The organism is Sorangium sp. So ce381 (genome assembly GCF_051473845.1).
Classification (GTDB): domain Bacteria; phylum Myxococcota_A; class Polyangia; order Polyangiales; family Polyangiaceae; genus Sorangium; species Sorangium atrum.
This window is the reverse complement of the sequence record NZ_CP150336.1, coordinates 432,018-450,910: the sequence shown is the minus strand read 5'-3', so window position 1 is coordinate 450,910 and position 18,893 is coordinate 432,018. Positions and strand designations below refer to the sequence as shown.

Annotated in this window: 14 protein-coding genes; 6 read left to right on the top strand and 8 right to left on the bottom strand. The window is 71.8% G+C overall.

Features of this window, described 5'->3' with window-relative positions; translation table 11 throughout:
* Positions 1–33: 33 nt before the first annotated feature.
* Complete coding sequence (locus WMF29_RS01680) at positions 34–924, bottom strand: SDR family oxidoreductase (protein WP_437327163.1); 891 nt, start codon at positions 922–924, stop codon at positions 34–36.
* Between the two features lie 215 nt (positions 925–1,139).
* On the opposite strand from WMF29_RS01680, the gene WMF29_RS01675 reads away from it, so the two are divergent.
* The 3 genes from WMF29_RS01675 (at position 1,140) to WMF29_RS01665 (ending at position 3,547) form a co-directional block, all read left to right on the top strand.
* On the top strand, positions 1,140–1,349 hold the full coding sequence (locus WMF29_RS01675; RefSeq protein WP_437327162.1) for a hypothetical protein: 210 nt from the start codon (positions 1,140–1,142) through the stop codon (positions 1,347–1,349).
* Positions 1,349–1,927, top strand: coding sequence for a protoglobin family protein (locus tag WMF29_RS01670; RefSeq protein WP_437331072.1), 579 nt, complete (start codon positions 1,349–1,351; stop codon positions 1,925–1,927). The genes WMF29_RS01675 and WMF29_RS01670 overlap by 1 nt, the downstream gene beginning before the upstream one ends.
* A 261-nt stretch (positions 1,928–2,188) precedes the next feature.
* Positions 2,189–3,547, top strand: coding sequence for a hypothetical protein (locus tag WMF29_RS01665; protein ID WP_437327161.1), 1,359 nt, complete (start codon positions 2,189–2,191; stop codon positions 3,545–3,547).
* A gap of 21 nt (positions 3,548–3,568) precedes the next feature.
* On the opposite strand, the gene WMF29_RS01660 is transcribed toward WMF29_RS01665, so the two are convergent.
* The 3 genes from WMF29_RS01660 to WMF29_RS01650 all read right to left on the bottom strand — a co-directional run bounded on the left by WMF29_RS01660 (position 3,569) and on the right by WMF29_RS01650 (position 9,389).
* Positions 3,569–3,781, bottom strand: a complete 213-nt coding sequence (locus WMF29_RS01660) for a hypothetical protein (protein WP_437327160.1) — start codon at positions 3,779–3,781, stop codon at positions 3,569–3,571.
* 406 nt (positions 3,782–4,187) lie between these two features.
* The gene (locus WMF29_RS01655) at positions 4,188–5,672 is read right to left on the bottom strand and encodes an IS4 family transposase (protein ID WP_437325635.1); all 1,485 of its coding nucleotides are present in this window, start codon (positions 5,670–5,672) and stop codon (positions 4,188–4,190) included.
* Positions 5,673–5,969: 297 nt separating this feature from the next.
* Positions 5,970–9,389: a DUF2126 domain-containing protein gene (locus tag WMF29_RS01650; RefSeq protein ID WP_437327159.1), complete on the bottom strand. Its 3,420-nt coding sequence runs from the start codon at positions 9,387–9,389 to the stop codon at positions 5,970–5,972.
* Between the two features lie 475 nt (positions 9,390–9,864).
* On the opposite strand from WMF29_RS01650, the gene WMF29_RS01645 reads away from it, so the two are divergent.
* From WMF29_RS01645 to WMF29_RS01635, 3 genes are all read left to right on the top strand, one after another.
* Positions 9,865–11,748: a serine/threonine protein kinase gene (locus tag WMF29_RS01645; RefSeq protein WP_437327158.1), complete on the top strand. Its 1,884-nt coding sequence runs from the start codon at positions 9,865–9,867 to the stop codon at positions 11,746–11,748.
* A 10-nt stretch (positions 11,749–11,758) separates the two neighbouring features.
* A complete protein-coding gene (locus WMF29_RS01640; RefSeq protein WP_437327157.1) occupies positions 11,759–12,835 on the top strand; it encodes a hypothetical protein in 1,077 nt (358 codons plus the stop codon).
* Positions 12,836–13,045: 210 nt separating this feature from the next.
* Positions 13,046–14,596: an ATP-binding protein gene (locus WMF29_RS01635; RefSeq protein ID WP_437327156.1), complete on the top strand. Its 1,551-nt coding sequence runs from the start codon at positions 13,046–13,048 to the stop codon at positions 14,594–14,596.
* A 21-nt stretch (positions 14,597–14,617) separates the two neighbouring features.
* Here the strand turns inward: WMF29_RS01635 and WMF29_RS01630 are convergent, their stop codons facing one another.
* From WMF29_RS01630 to WMF29_RS01615, 4 genes are all read right to left on the bottom strand, one after another.
* Positions 14,618–15,631: an MvdC/MvdD family ATP grasp protein gene (locus WMF29_RS01630; protein WP_437327155.1), complete on the bottom strand. Its 1,014-nt coding sequence runs from the start codon at positions 15,629–15,631 to the stop codon at positions 14,618–14,620.
* The gene (locus tag WMF29_RS01625; protein ID WP_437327154.1) at positions 15,628–16,581 is read right to left on the bottom strand and encodes an MvdC/MvdD family ATP grasp protein; all 954 of its coding nucleotides are present in this window, start codon (positions 16,579–16,581) and stop codon (positions 15,628–15,630) included. The genes WMF29_RS01630 and WMF29_RS01625 overlap by 4 nt, the downstream gene beginning before the upstream one ends.
* A gap of 23 nt (positions 16,582–16,604) precedes the next feature.
* Positions 16,605–16,802, bottom strand: a complete 198-nt coding sequence (locus tag WMF29_RS01620; RefSeq protein ID WP_437327153.1) for a hypothetical protein — start codon at positions 16,800–16,802, stop codon at positions 16,605–16,607.
* Positions 16,803–17,036: 234 nt separating this feature from the next.
* On the bottom strand, positions 17,037–18,818 hold the full coding sequence (locus WMF29_RS01615; protein ID WP_437327152.1) for an ABC transporter ATP-binding protein: 1,782 nt from the start codon (positions 18,816–18,818) through the stop codon (positions 17,037–17,039).
* Between the last annotated feature and the right edge of the window lie 75 nt (positions 18,819–18,893).

The window sequence follows — 18,893 nt, the reverse complement described above, 5'->3', positions numbered from 1 at the left end:
GAGGTGGGCCCGTATCCGCAGCGGGTGAGCCCCTCAGGAAAGCGGTTTGCCGCCGGTCACACCCAGTATCTCGCCGTTGACGTAGCTCGCCTCGTTCGAGGCGAGGAACACGAACGCGGGGGCGAGCTCGACCGGCTGTGCTGGGCGCTCCATTGGATGATTCTTGCCGAAGGTGGCCACCTTCTCCTTGTCGAACGATTGCTGAATGAGCGGCGTCCACACGGGGCCGGGCGCCACGGCGTTGACGCGGATGCCACGCTCGATGAGGTCCTGCGCCAGGCCCTTGGTGAAGGTGACGATCGCCCCCTTGGTGGACGCGTAATCGAGGATATTCGAGCTCGGCTGGTACGCCTGGATCGAGGCGACGTTGATGATCGAGCCGCCTTCCTTCATGTGCGGAAGCGCGTACCGGACCATGTGAAACATGGCCAGGATGTTGACGCGGAAGGTGCGCTCGACGCGCGCAGCGTCGATGTCCTCGAACCGCTCGACGGCCTTGCCCTGCTCCGCGGCGTTGTTCACAAGGATATCGATGCGCCCGAACTTGCGCGCCGCCTCCTCGACGACCTTCCTGCAATGGCCCTCGTCGGCCAGATCGCCGGGTATCGTGAGCGCCTCGCGCCCCGCCTCCTTCACGACGCGCGCCGTCTCCTTCGCGTCCTCGTGCTCGCTCAGGTACGAGATCGCCACGTGGGCCCCCTCGCGGGCGAACGCGAGCGCGACGGCGCGGCCGATCCCGCTGTCCCCTCCCGTGATCAGCGCGATGCGGTCCTTCAGCCGGCCGAGCCCCTTGTACGACGATTCGCCGTAATCGGGCCTCGGATCCATCCTGGCTTCGATTCCGGGACGCTCCTGTGTCTTGCCCTCGAAAGGCGGCTTCGGGCCTGCGCCTTTCGGATCCGCTGTAGGTCCAGTGTTCTGCATAACCTCCTCCTGACGCTGCGCTGTGGGGAGAGGCCGAACGCGCTCCCACCGAACCGTGGCCATAAGGGCGTCGGCACAGCCCAGCCATCGGTCGCCGCCTGCTCTCCAGATCGGAGCTCCCCCTACACCGGCGCAGCGACCGGCGAGCGGCTCGTGCCGTCGGATCCTCGCCGGGCGCTCGCGAGCGGACACGGCAGTAGACCTCTCTCGGTAAGATGAACGTGATCGATGTGATCGACGTGATCGACGTGATCGACGTGATCGACGTGATCGACGTGATCGAGCAGACGTCGCGCGCCCCTGTCGCCCGGTGCCGCGGCGGCCTGTCACGTCAAGGCTTGACAGGCGACAGCTGGTCCGGTGTCTTCACCCTGCGTCGCCTCGCGGCATGCCGCCGGCGAAGACGCGGAGGAGAACCGTGGTGATGAAACACATCGACGAGAGCCGTCTGGAGTCAGATCTCGAGTATCGGTTCGGATATCTCATCGAGTTTGTCGGCTTCGGCGAGGCGGACATCGCGGCGATCCACGGCGCCGCGCCGCACCTCGCCCCGCGGGTGGAGGCGCTCGTCGACGCGGTGTACGAGAAGCTGTTCCTCTACGACGCCACGAAGCGCCATTTCGTGCCGAAGCAGCACGGCTACGAGGGGGCGCCCCCGGCCGACCTGGCGTCGCTCACGCTGGGCCACGAGCAGATCAGGTTCCGCAAGCAGCACCTCTCGGCCTACCTCGTCCGGCTCGTGACCCATCCGTATGATCCGAAGATGGTCGCCTACCTCGACATGGTGGGGAAAATCCACACCACGAAGGCCGGCAATCCCGAGGTCGTCGTCCCGCTCGTGCAGATGAACGCGCTGATGGGCTTCGTGTCGGACGCCCTGCTCCAGACCATCCTGTCGCTGGGCCTCGACCGGGAAGCCGAGGTGCGCACCCTCCGCGCGTTCAACAAGCTGCTCTGGCTCCAGAACGACCTCATCGCCCGCCATTACCTCTCGGCGGCTTGATCCCCTCCCCCTCCGACCCCAACCATCGCCCGCCGGGACGGACCGCAGCGGCTGGCGGCGGGCGGCGCATCGCCATCCCGGCGGGCGGCGGCGCGTCGAGCGGATGGCCCATTGCGTAATTGCGCGACCGTTTGCGCAAGCGCACAACGGTTTGCGCTGCGCCGGCCCGCCCCGCGCGCGGCGCGATGGCGGGGCCGACTGGATCGGCCGGGAATACGCGACGACGAACCCGGCACATGCGGTGCTAGGCGGCCGGCCACCATGAACCGATTCTTCGATGGCATCGCGCTTCTCGTGGGGCTGTCCTTCATTCCCACGATCGCCGGCTGCAGCGACGAGCCATCCGAGGAGGAGCGCCGCTTCGCCCGGCTCGCGAGGCGCGCCGAGCAGGTGCGCGAGCTGTCGTTCCGCCACGCCGTGCCGGTCGTCACGATATCGCGGGACGAGTACGAGGCGGATCAGGAGGCCGCCGCGGCCGACGCCGAGGAGGCCGATCTCGCGGAGATGGCCGCGACCTACGGCCGGCTCGGCTTCTTCGCCGTCGACGCGGACCTGCGGGGGACGCTGGCTCGCTCGGGGGACTGGGCCGCTGCCTGGTACTCTCCCGAGAGCGAGGGCATCGTGCTCATCGGCGAGGTGGACGACGCCGTCCTCGTCCACGAGTACGTGCATGGGCTCCAGGATCAGCATTTCGACCTGGCGCCGGACCAGGACGACGCGCTGACGAGCGACGCGTTCCTCGCGCAGCGGGCGGTCACCGAGGGCGACGCGACGCTCGCGGAGGGGCGCTTCATCATGCAGGAGCGCCTCGACGCCGATCTGCACCTCGTGGACTGGGGCCCGCTCCTGTCCTCGGTGCACGCGCGTCGGGAAGAGCTCCTCGCCGGGAGCGAGCTCCCCCTCTTGTTCATGGCGTATCCATCGTTCGCTTACAGCTTCGGGCTCGAGTACTGCGCCCACAACCTGACCGGCGTGAGCGCGGCGACGCCCTTCATCGACAGGCTCCCGCCGTTCGACTGGCCGAGCGAGGACGCGCTCTTCACGACGCGGGCGCCCGCGAGCACCCAGCAGATCCTCACCCTCGACGCCCAGGACCCCGAGGTCGGCGTCGGACTCGACGAGATCCCGTCCGCGCTCGACGAGCGGCTCGAGCGGCTCAACTGGGACACCCTCGGCGAGTGGCTCACGTACCTGCTCCTGCGCCCGCTCGAGGGCGCGCCCGAGCTCGGCGACATGCGCGCGCTGGCCGCGGCCTGGGACGGCGATCGCGCCCTGTTCGTGCGCGATCGGAAGACGGACGCGATCGGTACGGCGTGGGCGTCGGCGTGGGGCGACGCCGGCGCCGCGGCGGGCGTCGAGGCCGCGCTGTGGCGGCTCTACGACGCCTCGCCGATCGCCGGCGAGGAGCCGCGGCTCGGGCGGGCCGGCGACGGCGAGCTCCTCTGGATCGAGCGGAGGGAAGAGCGCGTGGTCGCCGTCAAGAACGTCGATGAAGCGCTCCTGCCCTCGCTCGCCGAGGCCGCCTTCCCCTCCGGGCTCCGGCCGATGCGGCACGTGATCCGGACCCGCCCGTCGCTCGCGGCCAGGCTCTCGCGGCGCCTGCCCGGGCGACATCACTGATCCAGCGACGGCGCGGCGCTCTCAGATGCAGAGCGAGTCGCAGTCGTGATCTTCTTCGCACGCCGAGACGCAATCGCCGTCGTCGTCACATGCAGCGACGCAATCGTCCCGATCCGTCGAACACGCCGTGATGCAGTCGTCCCCTTCGTCCTTGTCATCGTCCGCGTCGACGAAACAGCCTGCCGCCAGGGGAACCGTGGAAACCAAGAGCACTGCGAGCATCTTGCGCAACATGAGTTGTCCTCCTTCGTGGTGTACTGTCCGCATGCGATGCAGGGGACATCGAACACCCAAGCAGGGGGCGTACCAATCGGCGTTCTGACGCGACTCACCCGTTGGTCCGCAGACCCGGAGAGCCGTTATGCCGCGCAAAGCGAGCTCGGCGCCGGACTTCCGGCTCACCCGAGCACGTCGGCCGACGGGGGTGGGGGGTCCGGCGAGAAGGCAAATCGCCACAGCGGAGCGGGCCTTGGCGGCGCTCGGCGCCGCCGGCGCCGGGATTTCCCGCGCGGCGCGCCGAGCGTGCGCGCTGGGCCAAAGTGTCACACCCGGCTCGACCGTGAGCGACGGACCTCCGTCCAGGCGAGCCCCCGGCCATCGCTCACGAACGTGGTCGTGAACGTGGTCGTCTGAGGATTGATCACATTTCCCCCTTAGTTTTCGCTGTGTTGGCGACGGCGGCGTTCCAGCCCATCTCCAGCATGAGCAAGGTCTGCATTCCGCGCGCGAGCGTCAGCCAACCGGGGGGACCGTTGCGCTTGAGGTGTCCACCGAGACCGGCAACGGCGTAGAGCGCATCGACTACCGTCGCCCCCTGCGCCGGCAGCTTCTTGGGCTGGTGCTGGTGCAGCAGCTTCAGCTGCGTGGGGTTCAGGGCTCGTTCCGCGGGCGCGTTGGGCTCAAGGCGCGACAGAGAGCGCAGCAGCAGCATCTGCCACGCGATCGGGGCGAACAGCGCCAGCGCGTTCGTCAGGCTCCGGAAGCTCTCGAGCTGGCGCGTCTCGAGGGCGCAGCCGGTCTTGAGCGCCTTGAAGAACTCCTCGATGAGCCACCGTGCCCGGTAATGGTCGACGATCGCAGCGATCTGGTCGGGCGTGTCGACGGGCTCGTTGGTCGCCAGCACCCACGCGACCGGCTCTTCGCCCGCTGGCGTGTCGATCTCCTGCACACACACGATGTTGACTGCAAGCTCTTCGGCCAGCTCGGGCAGGTAGTACGGACGGCGCAGCGCCACGCGCCGGGCGCCGACGCCCAGCGTGGCCCTCCGCTCCGAGCGCTCGGGGTGCGCACGCTTGCTCGCAGGTACAGGGCCGGTGCGGCGTTGGGTGAGCACGACCTCGCGGCTAAGCCGGATCGGCAGCTCGACTAGCGCCTCGCTCAGCCGAAGCGGTGCGCTGTCGTCGAGCGATTCCTCCTCGTCCTCGGCCAACTCCAACACGTTCCGATCCCGCGCCATGCGCACGACGAAGCGGTGGCCCTGCTCGACCATGGCGCACAGAAGCGGGTAGGCGTCGGCCTCGCGATCCATGATGTGCAGCAGCGACGTGCGGTCGCCCACGGCCTGCTCGGCCGCCTCCACCTGCCGCAGCCAGCGCGTCGATTCCTTGTCGGTCACGCGCGCATAGTCGCTGCCCGTCCTGTTCTTCTTGCGTGGGCTCTTGGACAGGGCGGAGGCTTTGCGGGCCCAGCAGGCCAGCCCCAGCAGTCCGAGCGGCTGGTTGATCGCGTCGGTGGCCACGGCGAGCGTCGCGTGCGCCAAAAAGCCCTGGGTGTGCTTGCCGTTGAGCGGGCCGAGCCCTTTGCGTGCGCCGTCGCCGTCGAAGGCGACCGCGGTGGTGTCATGCACCGCGCGAACCGTGTCGTGACCGGCCATCCGCTCGAGGGTCTGCTCGCTGTGGGCTTGCACCAGCGCACCATACGACACGCGCTTGTTGCCAAGGAGCCGGTAGAAGCCCTCCAGCTCTGCTTCTGTCTTCAGCGAGTCCGGGAAGCTCTCGCCCGGCGCGACGCTCAGCCGTGCCACCACCGCCCGGACCCGCTGATGCAGGCGCGCGTCGCCCAGCTGCACCGTCTCGAACTCGCGCACGAGCGACGGCGTCGCTTCCGGCACATCGGGATTTCCCATGACATTTCAGACGCTTGGCGGGTCCGAAACGGATCAAAAAAAGATGTGCGGGATCTTCAGTCGTGGTCGTGGTCGTGGTCGTGGTCGTGGTCGTGGTCGTCGACGACCTGATCGTGGACGTAAACGTTCTGCCGATGCCTTGGTCAACGAACGAGAGCGGCGACTTCCGGGTGACGTTCACGTTCACGGCCGAGCCGTTGACGACCACGACCACGACCACGTTCACGACCACGACCACGTTCACGACTACGACGTCATGCGGCCGCGCTGGGTCTCACCGCAGCGCGGCCCCGCAGCTCACCCCTCGCCTTCGGGCTTCTGCGGCTTGGGCGGCGGCCGGTCCACGGCGTAGCGCCGCAGATCCAGCGTGCAGGGCGCGTCGCCGTGGGCGAACGCCTGCTTCGCTGTCACCGGCCAGGGCGTCTGCCCCTCGATCGTGAACCGCTGCGCGCGCCGCGCCGACGCCTCGAACCGCGTGAGCGGCGCGTCGTGGAAGGCGCGGCCCTCGGGGTGCCACACGTGGTAGGCGCACGCGCCGATCGAGCGCTTGCCCCACGTGTCCAGGATGTCGATGTGGACCGGGTGGTGGATGCCGAGGTGCGCGTGCAGGCTGTGCGGCGGCGCCCAGGCGCGGAACCGCACGCCGCCCACGTGCTCGCCCGCCGTCCCCGTCGGCCGGAGCGGCAGCACGTGGCCGTTCACGAGCACCGTGTGGCGCTCCGGCGTGAGCCCCTGCACGCGCACCTCGATGCGCTCCATCGACGAGTCCACGTAGCGCGACGTGCCCGTCGTCGTCAGCTCCTCGCCGAGCACGTGCCACGGCTCGATCGCGTTGCGCACCTCCAGCACCACGTCGCCGGCGTGCAGCGTGCCCACCACCGGGCAGCGCAGCTCGATGAACGGCCGGTACGCGTCCGCGGGCAGGGCGAGCCCGCGCTGCTTCAGGTGATCCAGCACGTCCTCGAAGTCGCGCCACAGGTAATACGGCAAGAGGAAGCGGTCGTGCAGCGCCTGTCCCCAGCGCACGAGCCGGCCCGAGTACGGCTCCTCGGCGAACGAGGCGAGCAGCGTGCGGACGAGGAGCGCCTGGGCGACCGCCATCCGGAAGTGCGGCGGCATCTCGAAGGCGCGCAGCTCGATGAGCCCCTGCCGGCCGTGCGCCGTCTGCGGATCGAACAGCTTGTCGATGCTCACCTCGGCGCGGTGCGTGTTGCCCGTCATGTCCACGAGCAGGTGGCGGAACAGGAGGTCCGAGAGCCACGCAGGCTCGTTCAGCCGGCGCTCGAACGCGCGCGAGAGCGCGATCTCCAGCTCGTAGAGGTTCTCGTGGCGCGCCTCGTCCACGCGCGGCGCCTGCGACGTCGGGCCGACGAAGAGGCCGGCGAACATGTACGAGAGCGACGGGTGGTGCTGGTTGAACGTGAGCAGGCTGGCCAGCAGATCCGGCCGGCGCAGGAAGGGGCTCGAGAGCGGCGTCGGGCCGCCGAACGTGAGGTGATGGCCGCCCCCGCTCCCCGCCATGCGCCCGTCGACCAGGTATTTCTCGCAGTGCAGGCCGCTGTGGAGCGACGCGTCGAACACCGTCTCGAGGAGCGACGCGTACGCGCGCACCCCGTCGGAGGGCGGCAGGTTCACCTCGAGCACGCCCGGGTCCGGCGTCACCGAGAAGCGGAGCACGTTCGCGCCGGGAGGCGGCGGGTACCCCTCGAGCAGCACGTCGATGCCCGTCTCCTGCCGGGTCGCGTCGATCGCGGCGATGAGGTCGAAGAAGTCGCCCGGCGAGAGGAGCGGCGGCAGGAAGACGTGGACGAGGCCGTCGCGCGTCTCGACGCAGAGCGCTGTGCGCACGCCGTAGCCCGATCGCCCCGCGGCGGGGGCGGCGCGCTGGGCGTGATGCGCGGCGCGCTCGCCGTCGTGGGCGTGCCGCTGGGCCGCGCGCGCGCGCGCCGTCTCGGCGTGCTCCGGGTCGCCGTCGCCCTCGAGGAGCTCGACGCGGCGCTGCCGCTCTTCCTCCTCGTCGGCCTCGGGCTCGCCGCGCCGCGGGTCCTGCGGCGACACGAGCTCCTCGATCGGCGGCGGCGGGGCCACCGCGACGAGCGAGCGGAGCGGGAGGCGCAGGCCGATGGAGCTGTCGCCCGGGAGCAGGAAGAGGTGCCCGCGCCGGAAGCCCCAGCGCTCGCTGATCCACGACCCCCACTGGCGCGCGAGGGGCAGGACGAAGCCGACCTCTCGCCCGAGCCCGCGATCGAGGACCCGCGCGAGGCGCCGCCGCTCCTCCGGGTCGTCGAGGTTCGCCTTGAGCGGGTCGACGTCGGTGGGCAGGCTCGCCTCGTCCTGGAGGTGGCGCCAGGGGTCCTCGAGGGCCGGCATCAGGAAGTCGGCCAGCCCGAGCCGCGACGCGAGCGCGTCGGCGAACCTCCGCGAGAGCTCGACGCCGCGCGCGCGCGACGCGCTGGTCGCCGGATCGGCGTGGCGCGCCTGGGACATCTCGGTCCAGAGCGGGACGCCGTCGCGCCGGCCGATGATCTCGAGCGCCCAGCGGGGCAGGCTCTCGCCGGGGTAGTGCTTGCCGGCGCGGAGCAGCAGGACGCCGCCCGGCGTGATGCGGCGCCGGAGCTCGTGCGCGAGCCGGAGCCCTTGCGACCACTTCGTCGGGCCGAGCGCGCCCTCGCGCCACTCGGGCGCGTCCGGGTACTCGCGCGAGTTGAAGGTCGGCTCGCCGCCCATGGTCAGGGAGAGGCCCGCGGCGGCGAGCCGTTCGTCCGCGCGCTCCGCCACGGACAGGAGCTCCTGCCACACGGGCTCCTCGTAGGGCGTGGTGGGCCGCGGCTCGTGGCCGAGCCGGCCGACCTTCATCTCGAAGGTCACGTCGGTCGCGCGTGTGTCGCTGGTGCCCTCGACCGGCGCCGCGAGCGCGGGCGAGGCGGTGCAGGCGAGCGGGATGTGGCCTTCGCCGCAGAGCAGGCCGCTCGTCGCGTCGAGGCCGATCCAGCCTGCGCCGGGGAGGAAAACCTCGGCCCACGCGTGCAGGTCGACGACGTCGCGGCTCACGCCGCGCGGCTGGTCGGGGATCATGCCCTCGTCGGTGAGCTGCACGAGGTAGCCGCTCACGAAGCGCGCGGCGAGCCCGCGCGACCGGAGCGCCGCGATGAGCAGCACCGCCGAGTCGCGGCAGCTGCCGCGGCCTTGCGCAAGCGTCTCCTCCGGCGTCCAGATGCCGGCCTCCTCGCGGATGACGTACTTGATGCGCCGGTTCACGGCGGTGTTCATCGCGACGAGGAGCGACACGGTGTCGCCCTTCGAGGGCAGCCCGGCGAGGAACTCGTCGAGCAGCGGGCCGCGGGCGAACGAGGGGTCGGAGCTATCGAGGAAGGGGGCCAGGTCCTGCTTGAGCTCGGCCGGATACGCGAACGGGACCTCCTTCGCGCGCTCGTCGAGGAAGAAGTCGAACGGGTTCACGGGGCGCACGCTGACCGCGAGCTCGACCAGGACGTCGAAGTGAGGGACGCGCTCGCCCGCGGGCAAGAGCACCCGCGCCACGTGGTTGCCGTACGGATCCTGCTGCCAGCGCGCCGCGATCGGCGGGTCGATCTTCAGGCTGTACGACTCGATCTTCGCCTTCGCGTGCGTCGCGGGCCGCAGCCGGATGAGCTGCGGGCCGAGCGAGGCGGGGCGGGGATAGTTGTAACGGGTCCGGTGCTGGATGAGCAGGCGCACGGTGGTTTGTCTCCGGGGGTGGCCCTATCCAACCAGAAGTGCCCCGTTGCGTCTCGCCTTCCGTGACGCGCGTGAGGCGCGCTGCGAGATCGTTTCGAGGACGATTCGGCCAGGGATCGAGCGCGTGGCGGCGCGTGGGCGAGAGCGTGTGGCGGGCGAGCGTGTGGCGGTGCGCGGACGCGAGCGCGGCGCAGCGCGCGGACGCGGCGCAGCGCGCGGACGCGACGACACGAGCGTCTGACGGAGAGCGCGATGCAACGCGACCGCGCAGCAACGCGGGCGTGTGATGGAGCGACCGCACGCCAACGCGGCCTCGCGACGGCGCGAGCCGCGTGACGAAGCGACCGTGCGGCGGCACAAAAACCGCGTGTTACGGCGCCTTTAGCGCCGTTCTGTCCGCCGCGCCGCGCCGCGCCCCGACACCGGCGCCGCCCGCCCTTGCCGTCCGCGGGCGAAGCGGTGATCATCGCCCGCTGTGTCGGGTTCGGAGACGAAACAGCCCTCGCTGCCCCCGGTCGAGCCGGGGACGGTGCTCGCCGGCAAGTACCGCGTGGAGCGGGTCATCGGCCAGGGCGGCATGGGCGTGGTCGTCGAGGCCCGCCACGTCGTGCTCGACGAGCGGGTCGCCCTGAAGTTCCTGCTCCCCGAGTTCACCCAGCACCCCGAGGGCTCGGCCCGCTTCCTCCGCGAGGCGAAGGCCGGCATGAAGATCAAGAGCGAGCACGTCGCCCGTGTTTCGGACGTCGGCACGCTCGAGAACGGCGCTCCCTACATGGTCATGGAGTTCCTGATCGGGAGCGACCTGGCGCGCCTGCTGCGGGATCAAGGCGTGCTCGGCGTCGAGGACGCGATCGATTACATCGCGCAGGGCAGCGAGGCGATCGTCGAGGCCCACGGGCTCGGCATCGTCCACCGCGATCTCAAGCCCGCGAACCTGTTCCTGACGGCGCGCGTCGACGGCTCGCCGCTCGTCAAGGTGCTCGACTTCGGCATCTCCAAGATGGCGACCGGCGCGGTCGACGTCCTGACGGGCACGGACGCGGCGCTGGGCTCGGCCCTGTACATGTCGCCGGAGCAGATGCGGCAGACGCGCTCGGTGGATCACCGGACGGACATCTATGCGCTCGGCGTCTCGCTCTACGAGCTGCTCGCCGGCAGGCAGCCGTACTACGCGGAGACGCTGCCGCAGCTCTGCGCGGAGGTGCTGACGGGCACGCCGACGCCGCTGCGGGAGATGCGCCCCGACGTGCCCGCCGCGCTCGCGGCCGTGCTGGAGAAGGCGTACGCCCGCGAGCGCGAGCACCGGCACGCGTCGGTCGCCGAGCTCATCGTGTCGCTCGCGCCGTTCGCGCCCGCGCGCACGTACCCGACCCTGGCCCGGATCGCGCGCATGGGCGGCCTGTCGCTGCACGCCGCGATCCCCGGCGGGCAGCGCGCGTCGCAGCCGTCGTTCCCCGCCGTGGACTCGAGGCTCCCTGGGCCGGCCGCTCGCGAGCCGTCGTGGCCGGAGCTCGCCTCGCATCCGGCCGGGCAGCGCGACACAGCGCAGCCGCGCCCGCCGACGCCGCTCCCGCACGGGACGCCGTTCTCGCAGGCGCCGTCGCCCATCGCCCACGCCTCGACGCCTTACCCGCACCCGTCGTCGCCGTTTTCGCACGCCCCGTCGCCGGGCAACGGCGCCTTCGGGCCTCGCCCTGCCGACGACGGCAGGCCGAGCCCGATCCCGCCGAACGGCTTCCCGGCGCCCACGCCGCAGCAGCAGATCGTCCCCGGTCCGTACAGCGCGCCGATGAGCTCGCGCGCCGCGGCGACCTTCGCCTCGTCCACCCACCTCGGGATCTCGTCGGATGGGCGCCGGATCCCTGGGCTATCGGTCTCCCCTTCCGCGATCCTCGCGATCGCGCTGATCTCCGCGACCCTCCTCCTGGGCCTCATCGTCGGCAGCGTCTACGTGCTCCGCCGGGGCGGCGCCGGCGGGACGGAGGGCACGGCGGCGGCCCCCACGGTCGCCGTGAGCGCGACGGAGACCGCCGCGCCGGCGCCGGCGCCGACCCCCGAGCGGCCCGCGCCTGCCGCCGCGACGACGACGCCGGACGGGCCGACGATCCGACCGACAGGGACCGCAGCCGACGCAGCGACGACGGCCGACGCAACGGCGGCGAGCGCCTCCGCTGCCGCGAGCGCCCCCGCGTCGAACGCCGCCGCGGCCGCGAGCTCCCCCGCGGCGTCGCCGAGGACGGCTCCCACCGCCGCTCGGGGAGGCGCGCCCGCGGGGCGCACCGCGCCCGCCGCCCGCCCGTCGCAAGCTGCGACGACGCAGCGCCCTCCCAAGGGCATCGACCTGAACGACCCGCACTGAGCCCACAGCCATGATCCCCTCGACAGTCCATGCCCCCCGCGCGCTCCGTCGCGCCCGCCTCGCCCTCGCCGTGGTCCTGCTCGGCTCGGCCGCCCTGCTCGCGCCCTCGAGCGCCGCCGCGCAGGCCGCGGGCGGCGATCCGACGCTCGCCCAGACGTTGTTCGAGGAGGGGCGCCGCCTGATGGAGACGAAGTCGTACGCGCAGGCGTGCCCCAAGCTGGCCGAGAGCCAGCGCCTGCGGCCCGGCACGGGGACGCTGCTCAACCTGGCCCTGTGCAACGAGGGGCTCGGCAGGACGGCGACGGCGTGGGGGCAGTTCAAGGAGGCGCTCTTCGCCTCGAAGAAGGAGGGCAACGCCGCGCGCGAGGCGTTCGCGCAGGAGCACATCGACGCGCTGGAGCCGAGGCTCTCGAAGATCCAGCTCAACGCGGAGAACACGCCCGGCCTGCTGGTCCGCGTCGACGGCGGCGACATCCCCGCGGCCGCGCTCGGCACGCCGATCCCGATCGATCCTGGGGCGCACGAGGTCGAGGCGACGGCGAGCGGCTACACGGTCTGGTCGACGACCGTCCAGGTCGGCGAGAGCGCCGATCTGAAGGCGATCGCCATCCCGAAGCTCCTGCCGGTGGCGGCCACGAGCAAGCCCGCCGGGCCGCAGGCTCCGCTGGTCAGCGGCGGCGCCGGCGGCCGGAGCGGCGGGGGCAGCCTGCAGACAGCGGGCTTCGTGATCGGGGGCGCCGGCGCGGCGGTGCTCGGCGTCGGCGCCGTGTTCGGCATCCTCGCCGCGGGGCAGGCGAGCGACGCGGAAAAGGACGAAGCGCTCTGTCCGGAGAAGCTGTGTACGCCGGAAGGTCGCAAGGAGATCAACGCGGCGGAGACCAAGGCGCTCGTGTCCACGATCGGCGTCGGCGTGGGCGTCGCCGCGCTCGCCGCGGGCGCGGTCCTCGTGCTGACCTCGGGCCCATCGAGCGCGGAGGGCGCGAGCGCTGCGGCGGCACGGCACGGCTCGCCGGCGCGGGTGCACGCGCGCATCGTGCCGCTCATCGGCCCGGAGGGCGGCGGGGTCGGGGTGCTGGGCGCGTTCTAGCGCCGGGGCGCGGCAGACGCGGATCGGCCGGGGACCGAAGAGCCGGCGAGCCGAGGGCGGAGGCGCCGGGCCCGGTGGCCGAGGCGGAGAGGTCAGGCCCGGTGGCCGAGGGTGGAGACGTCAGGCCCGGGCCCGGTGACGGTCACTTACGCGCCAATCAGGGGGCGTCCTCACGTGACATCCGCGCCGGCGAGCGCTCGCTTTGTGTCGATGGATGACGCCGGCCCGCTAGCAAAGACCTCCGCTGCCTCCCGGCTCCGCAGCTGCAAGCGCGACGTGCTCGATCGCTGGACGCGCCGGGTGCTCGACGATCCCAGGGCGCCGGCGCCGCGGCGGGGCGAGCGCCCGGTGCTCGTCGACGCGATGCCGGCGCTGCTCGAGCACCTCATCGAGGCGCTCGCTGCGAGCCGGCTCGCCGGCGAGGACGCGGCGCTCCGCGGCGCTTACGAGCGGGTCGAGGACCACGCGCGCCGCTGCGTCACGCGGGGCCGCTGCATCGCGGCGGCGCTGCGGGAGCTATCGCACCTCCGGGCTGCGCTGATCGAGGAGTGCGTCGCCCAGGGCATCGCGCTCGGGGTGGGGGAAGCGCAGGTCCTCCACGCGGTGGTGGACGCGAGCATGTGGACGAGCGCCCTCGAGATCGAGCGGGCGACACGCGCCGCGCTCGAGGACAGCGGCGCGCGCCTGCGGCTCGCGACGCAGGCGGGCGGCGTCGGCATCTGGGATTACGACACGGTGACCGGCCAGCTGCGCTGGGACGACCGCTGCCGGGAGGTGTGCGGGCTGGAGCCGGCGTCGGACGTCGATTACGAGCTCTTCCTTTCGGCGATCCACCCCGACGATCGAGCGCGCGTGCAGGAGGCCGTGCGGCGCTCGCAGGCCCCGGAGAGCGGCGGCGAGTACAACATCGAGTACCGCCTCGTGGGGCTCCGCGACCGGATCGAGCGCTGGGTCTGCGTGCAGGGGCGCACCTTCTTCGACGCGACCGGGCGCAGCGTCCGGATGATCGGCACGGCGATCGACATCTCCGATCGCAAGCGGGCGGAGGCTGCGCGGCTGGACGATCTCGCGTTTCGCGATCGATTCCTGGCCGCGCTCAGCCATTACCTGCGCACGCCGCTCACGGCGGTCACGCTGGCATCGAGCACGCTGGTGCGCCACGGCAACCTGACGCCGCGCCAGGCGACGAGCGTCGAGGGCATCGCGGCGAGCGCGCGCCGCATGGCGCGGACGATCGAGGACCTGCTCGATCTGACCAGGAGCTGCTTCGGCGACAGCATCCCGATCGCGCGGAGGCCGGGGAATCTCCATGTCCTCTGCAAGGGGGCGATCGACGAGCTCCGGGCGACGCACGCGGGGGTGCCGATCCGGCTCGATCTGCGAGGGAGCGGCGCGGGGCTGTGGGATCCCGAGCGGATCGCGCAGATGGTGACGAACCTCGTGCAGAACGCGGTCGACCACGCCGAGCCCGGGAGCGCCGTGCGGGTGGCGATCCGGCCGCGCGGGGGAGACGTGTTGATCGAGGTGCACAACAAGGGCCCGGAGATCGCGCCGGAGCGGCTCGGGACGCTGTTCGAGCCCTGGCAGCAGGCGTCGCTCGCGGACGGGCGGGCGAGCGCGGGGCGGGGGCTGGGGCTCGGGCTGTTCATCGCGCACCAGATCGCGCGGGCGCACGGCGGGGCGATCGAGGTGGCGAGCCAGGCGGAGCGGGGGACGACGTTCACGGCGCGGCTGCCGCGGAGGGGGGCGGCGAGGGGCTGAGGGACGGCGGCGGCGAGCGAATCACGCGACCGGCGGCGCCGGGAGATCCGGGAAGCTGCGACGCGACCCCGGCACGCCCACGAGGACATCGACGAGGGCGGCGACCATCGGGTGGTGGGGCGGGTTCGCTTCGAGCCAGAAGAACTCGCCGGCCGGGTTGACCTCGAGGAGCACGTGCTCGCCGGCCGGCGTCACGATGAAGTCGGCGGCGCCGTACTGGAGGCCGACCGCGTCCTGGTAGCGGTGAAGGGCGTCCTCGACGCGCCTCGGCAGCGCGTGGTGGCGCCACGCCTCGATGGCCTCGAGCCCCTTCGTGCGCCAGTCGACCTCGGCCCCGGCAAACGTCGGCGAGTCGAGGCGCGCCGCGAAGACCTTGGTGCCGAAGACGGTCACGCGGAGCTCGTAGGCTTTCGGGACCCTCTCCTGGAAGTACATGGGGCAGAGGCGGAGCTGCTCGAGCTTCTCGAGCGTCTCCGGGCGCACCTCGCTCGTCATCACCACCTGGAGCTTTCCGTCGTCCTTCCGGAACGGCTCCGGGCTCAGCATCTTGACGACGGCGCCGTCCGGACAGCTCGCGAGGAAGGCGCGGGCCGCCTCCGGATCGTTCGTGCCGAGCGTGCGCGGCGTGCGAATGCCCGCTTCCCGGAAGATACGCTGCTGCAGCGGCTTGTGGTCGGCGCCGCGGACGCGCGCGTACGGGTCCACCTTGAAGGCGGGGCAGGCGGCGAGCACCCCGTGCAGGAACCGCTCCGTTTCCGCGAGGACCATCCGCCGATGGCTCGGGTGCATGGCCTCTGGCAGCCCGACGGGGCCATGGTAGCGGCGCGCCCAGATGGCATCGCCCGCCCCGATCGCGTGCCCGCCGATGGCGAAGCGCTCGCCGTCCGGCCCCTGGGCAAAGGAGATCGTCGTCTTCGTCGGGAAGTCCTCCACGTAAAAGACGACCGGCTCGGCGCCGCGGCTTCGGGTCTCGTCGGCCACGCGCTCGATGAAGCGCGGGGCGTCGGCGCGATGGGTAATGAGAAGGACCTTCATGGTTCGTCCTCGTCGCGGAGCAGCGTTTCGGCGAGGGATGCGGCGATCGGCAGACCGAGCTCGGCCTCGAGCATCCCCCACTCGCCTGTTGGGTTGACCTCGAGAAAGACGGTCTCGCCGCCGGGAGTGAGGATCAGATCGAGGCAGCCCTGGCGGAGACCGAGGCGCTTCATGAGCGCCGCGAGCTTCGCCCTGGTCGCGGCGTCGAGCGCGTGCGGCTTCCAGGCGCCCGCCGCCGAGAAGCGCCAGTCGACGCAGGTCTCGTCTCCGTCGAGCGCGCCGGTCCACGCGGCTCCGCCCGCCCAGGCGACGCGGAGCTCGAGGGCCTTCGGGATGGCCTCCTGAAAGATCATCGGCCCCCGGCGGAGCGCGTCGAGGCGCGCGAGGTCCTCGCGGCGGAAGCGGCGCGTCGGAAAGGCGCGGCGCGCCTGCATCCCGACCTCGAGCGGTGCGTGCAGCTTGCACACGACGCGCCCCTCGTGGGCGTCGAAGAGGGCGCGGACCGCATCCGGGTCCGAGGTATACCGCGTATCGGGGATACGGAGGCCGACCGCGCGCGCGCACCAGAGCTGAAGCAGCTTGTTCTCCGCGGCGCGGACACGGTCGGGCGCGTCCAGCCAGCGCCCTTCGAGGAGCGATACCGCCCCGAAGAAGAGCGCCTGTGCTTCGCGGTTCACGGCGGCGCGGTGCGCCTCCGCCATCGCCGGCGCGTCGATGCGCGGCCAGGCCCGCCAGAGCCAGATCGCGTCCGGCCGCACGCGCTCGCCGCGGACCCACACGGCGCCGGGATCGTCGCTGGCGAGGGAGGCGCCGAAGGGCCCGTCGTCAAAGAGCCTGTCGGTATCGAGGCGAACGGGGAGCGCGCCGCGGCGGCGGAGCTCCTCGGCGACGCGCTCGGTGACGAAGGGCTCACCCGCGTGGGAGAGCAGGAGGATTGTCGGTGCGACCACGGTGCTCGGGGAGCGCTGCGCGATCAGGAAAAGTCGCAGTAGGGCTTGTACGAATAACAGTCGTCCGCGTCCGACGGGTACTTCTTCGTGCACTCGCTGTCGAGGCAGTGAGTCGTCGGGGTGGTGCCGCCGCCTCCCGCGGCCGGGGTCGGCTGCTCGTCATCGACGAGGAGGTGAGCGAAGAGCGGAGTCGCGTCATCGTTGTCGTTGGGGTGGGACATGCTGAATCTCCTTCGGCTCGGACCTTCAGCCCACGAAAATTCGTGACTGGGTCGAGTCTATCAACGTACGCCCAACAAGACGCTTTCTACAATCCTCTTTTTTTCACGAAGCCTCTTTTTCGGTTTCCTCGTGTGGTCTTGGTTTCATGCTCATGCCGTCACGCTTCACCGCGCTTGTTGGCGTGTGCGTGCGTGCGCTTGCGTGTGCTTGCGTGTGCTTGCGTGTGCTTGCGTTTACCGGTAGCCGGCCGCCTGCAGGCGAAAGAGGGCGGCGTAGCGCCCGCCCGCCGCGAGGAGCGTATCGTGGTCACCGCGCTCGGCGATGCGCCCGCCATCCATCACGAGGATCTCGTCGGCGAGGCGGACCGTGGAGAAGCGGTGGGAGACCAGGATGGCCATGCGCCCCGCGGTCTCCGCCCGCACCCGCTCGAAGAGGGCCGCCTCGGCGGCGGGATCGATGGCCGCGGTCGGCTCGTCCAGGAGGAGCAGGTCGGCGCCTTCGCGGAGGAAGGCGCGCGCGAGGGCGAGCTTCTGCCACTCTCCGCCGGAGAGCTCGACGCCGCCGGAGAACCACTTGCCGAGCCGCTGCTCGAGGCCGCGCGGGAGCCGGCCGACGGCCGGCGAGGCGTCGCTGCGGGCGAGCGCGCGCGCGATCGCGTCGTCGGGCACGGCGTCCTCGGCGGCGCGTGGGGCCACGTTCTCGCGGACCGTGAGCTGGTAGCGGACGAAGTCCTGGAACACGACGGCGAGGCGCGCGCGGAGGGCCTCCCCGTCCCAGGTGCGCAGGTCTCGCCCGTCGAGGAGGATGCGCCCCTCGGTCGGCTCGTAGAGGCCGGCCACGAGCTTGAGGACGGTCGATTTGCCGGAGCCGTTCTCGCCGACGAGCGCCAGCTTCCGGCCGGGAGCGAGGAAGAGATCGACGCCGGCGAGGGCGGGACGAGCGGCCCCCGGATAAGTGAAGCCGACGTTCTCGAAGCGCAGCCCCTGTTCGTCCTGCGCGCGGGCCGCGGGGGCGAGCTGCCGCGGAGCGGGGACCGGGAGGTCGAGAAAGTCGTAGAGATTGGCGAGGTACTGCTGGTCCATGTAGAGCCCGCGCACGCCGCCGAGGGCCTGCTTGAGGGCGCCGTCCCCCTGCCGGAAGGTGACGAGCGCGAGGCCGAGGTCGCCGACGGTGAGCGCCCCCGAGAGGGCCCGGAGCGCGACGTAGACATAGACCGCGTAGAAGAGGGCGAGGGCGACGAGGTCCGCGACCAGACCGACGAGCAGCCGCCGTCGCGCGAGCGCCTGATCCTCCTCGAAGACGAGCGTGAAGACGCGCCGCGCGCGCTCGAGGAAGGCGGGCCCCGTTCCGAAGAGGCGCACCTCCTTTGCGTGGTCGTCGCGGGTGAGCACCTGCTCCAGGTAGGCCTGTTCGCGGGCCTCGGTGGCGCGCCGGTTCTGGAGGCGAAAGAGCGCGGTCGCGAAGCGGGTCTCCGTGAGGAAGCTCGGGAGCGCGGCGAGGAGGATCGCGAGCGCGCAGAGCGGCGAGAAGCGGAAGAGGAGCGCCGCGGAGCCGCCGAGCACCGCGAGGGCCTGCACCACGGCGAAGAGCCCGGCGAGGAGCGCCACCGGACGCCCGACCGCCTCGCGCCGCGCCCGCGAGAGCGCGTCGTAAAAGCCGGGGTCCTCGAAGCAGGCGTAAGGGACCGCGATCGCCTTCTCGAGGATCGACCGCTGGAGCAGAAAGCCGAGCGTGAGGCGGAGGCGCGCTGTCGCGAACTGGTTGAGGCCCCCGGCGACGTAGGTGAGGAGCAGGAGCCCCGCTTCGGCCACGATGCCCGTGATCACCGCCTGTCGATCGCCGTGGGCGACGCCGTCGAGCACCCGGCGGGCGTACCAGGCCATACCGGTCGGAGCGATGCCCGCGAGGACGCCGGCGAGGACCATGGCCGCGAGGGCGAAGGGGCTCGCGCGAGCGGCAAGGGCGATCGTGCGGAAGAGCCCGGAGCGAAACGTGCGGAGGGGCGGTGGCGGCACGAGGCGAAGGGGACGCGCGACGGCCGGAAGCGGCCGTGAGAGCGTGAGGATACTCCCGGGCCGCACGAGGCAGCG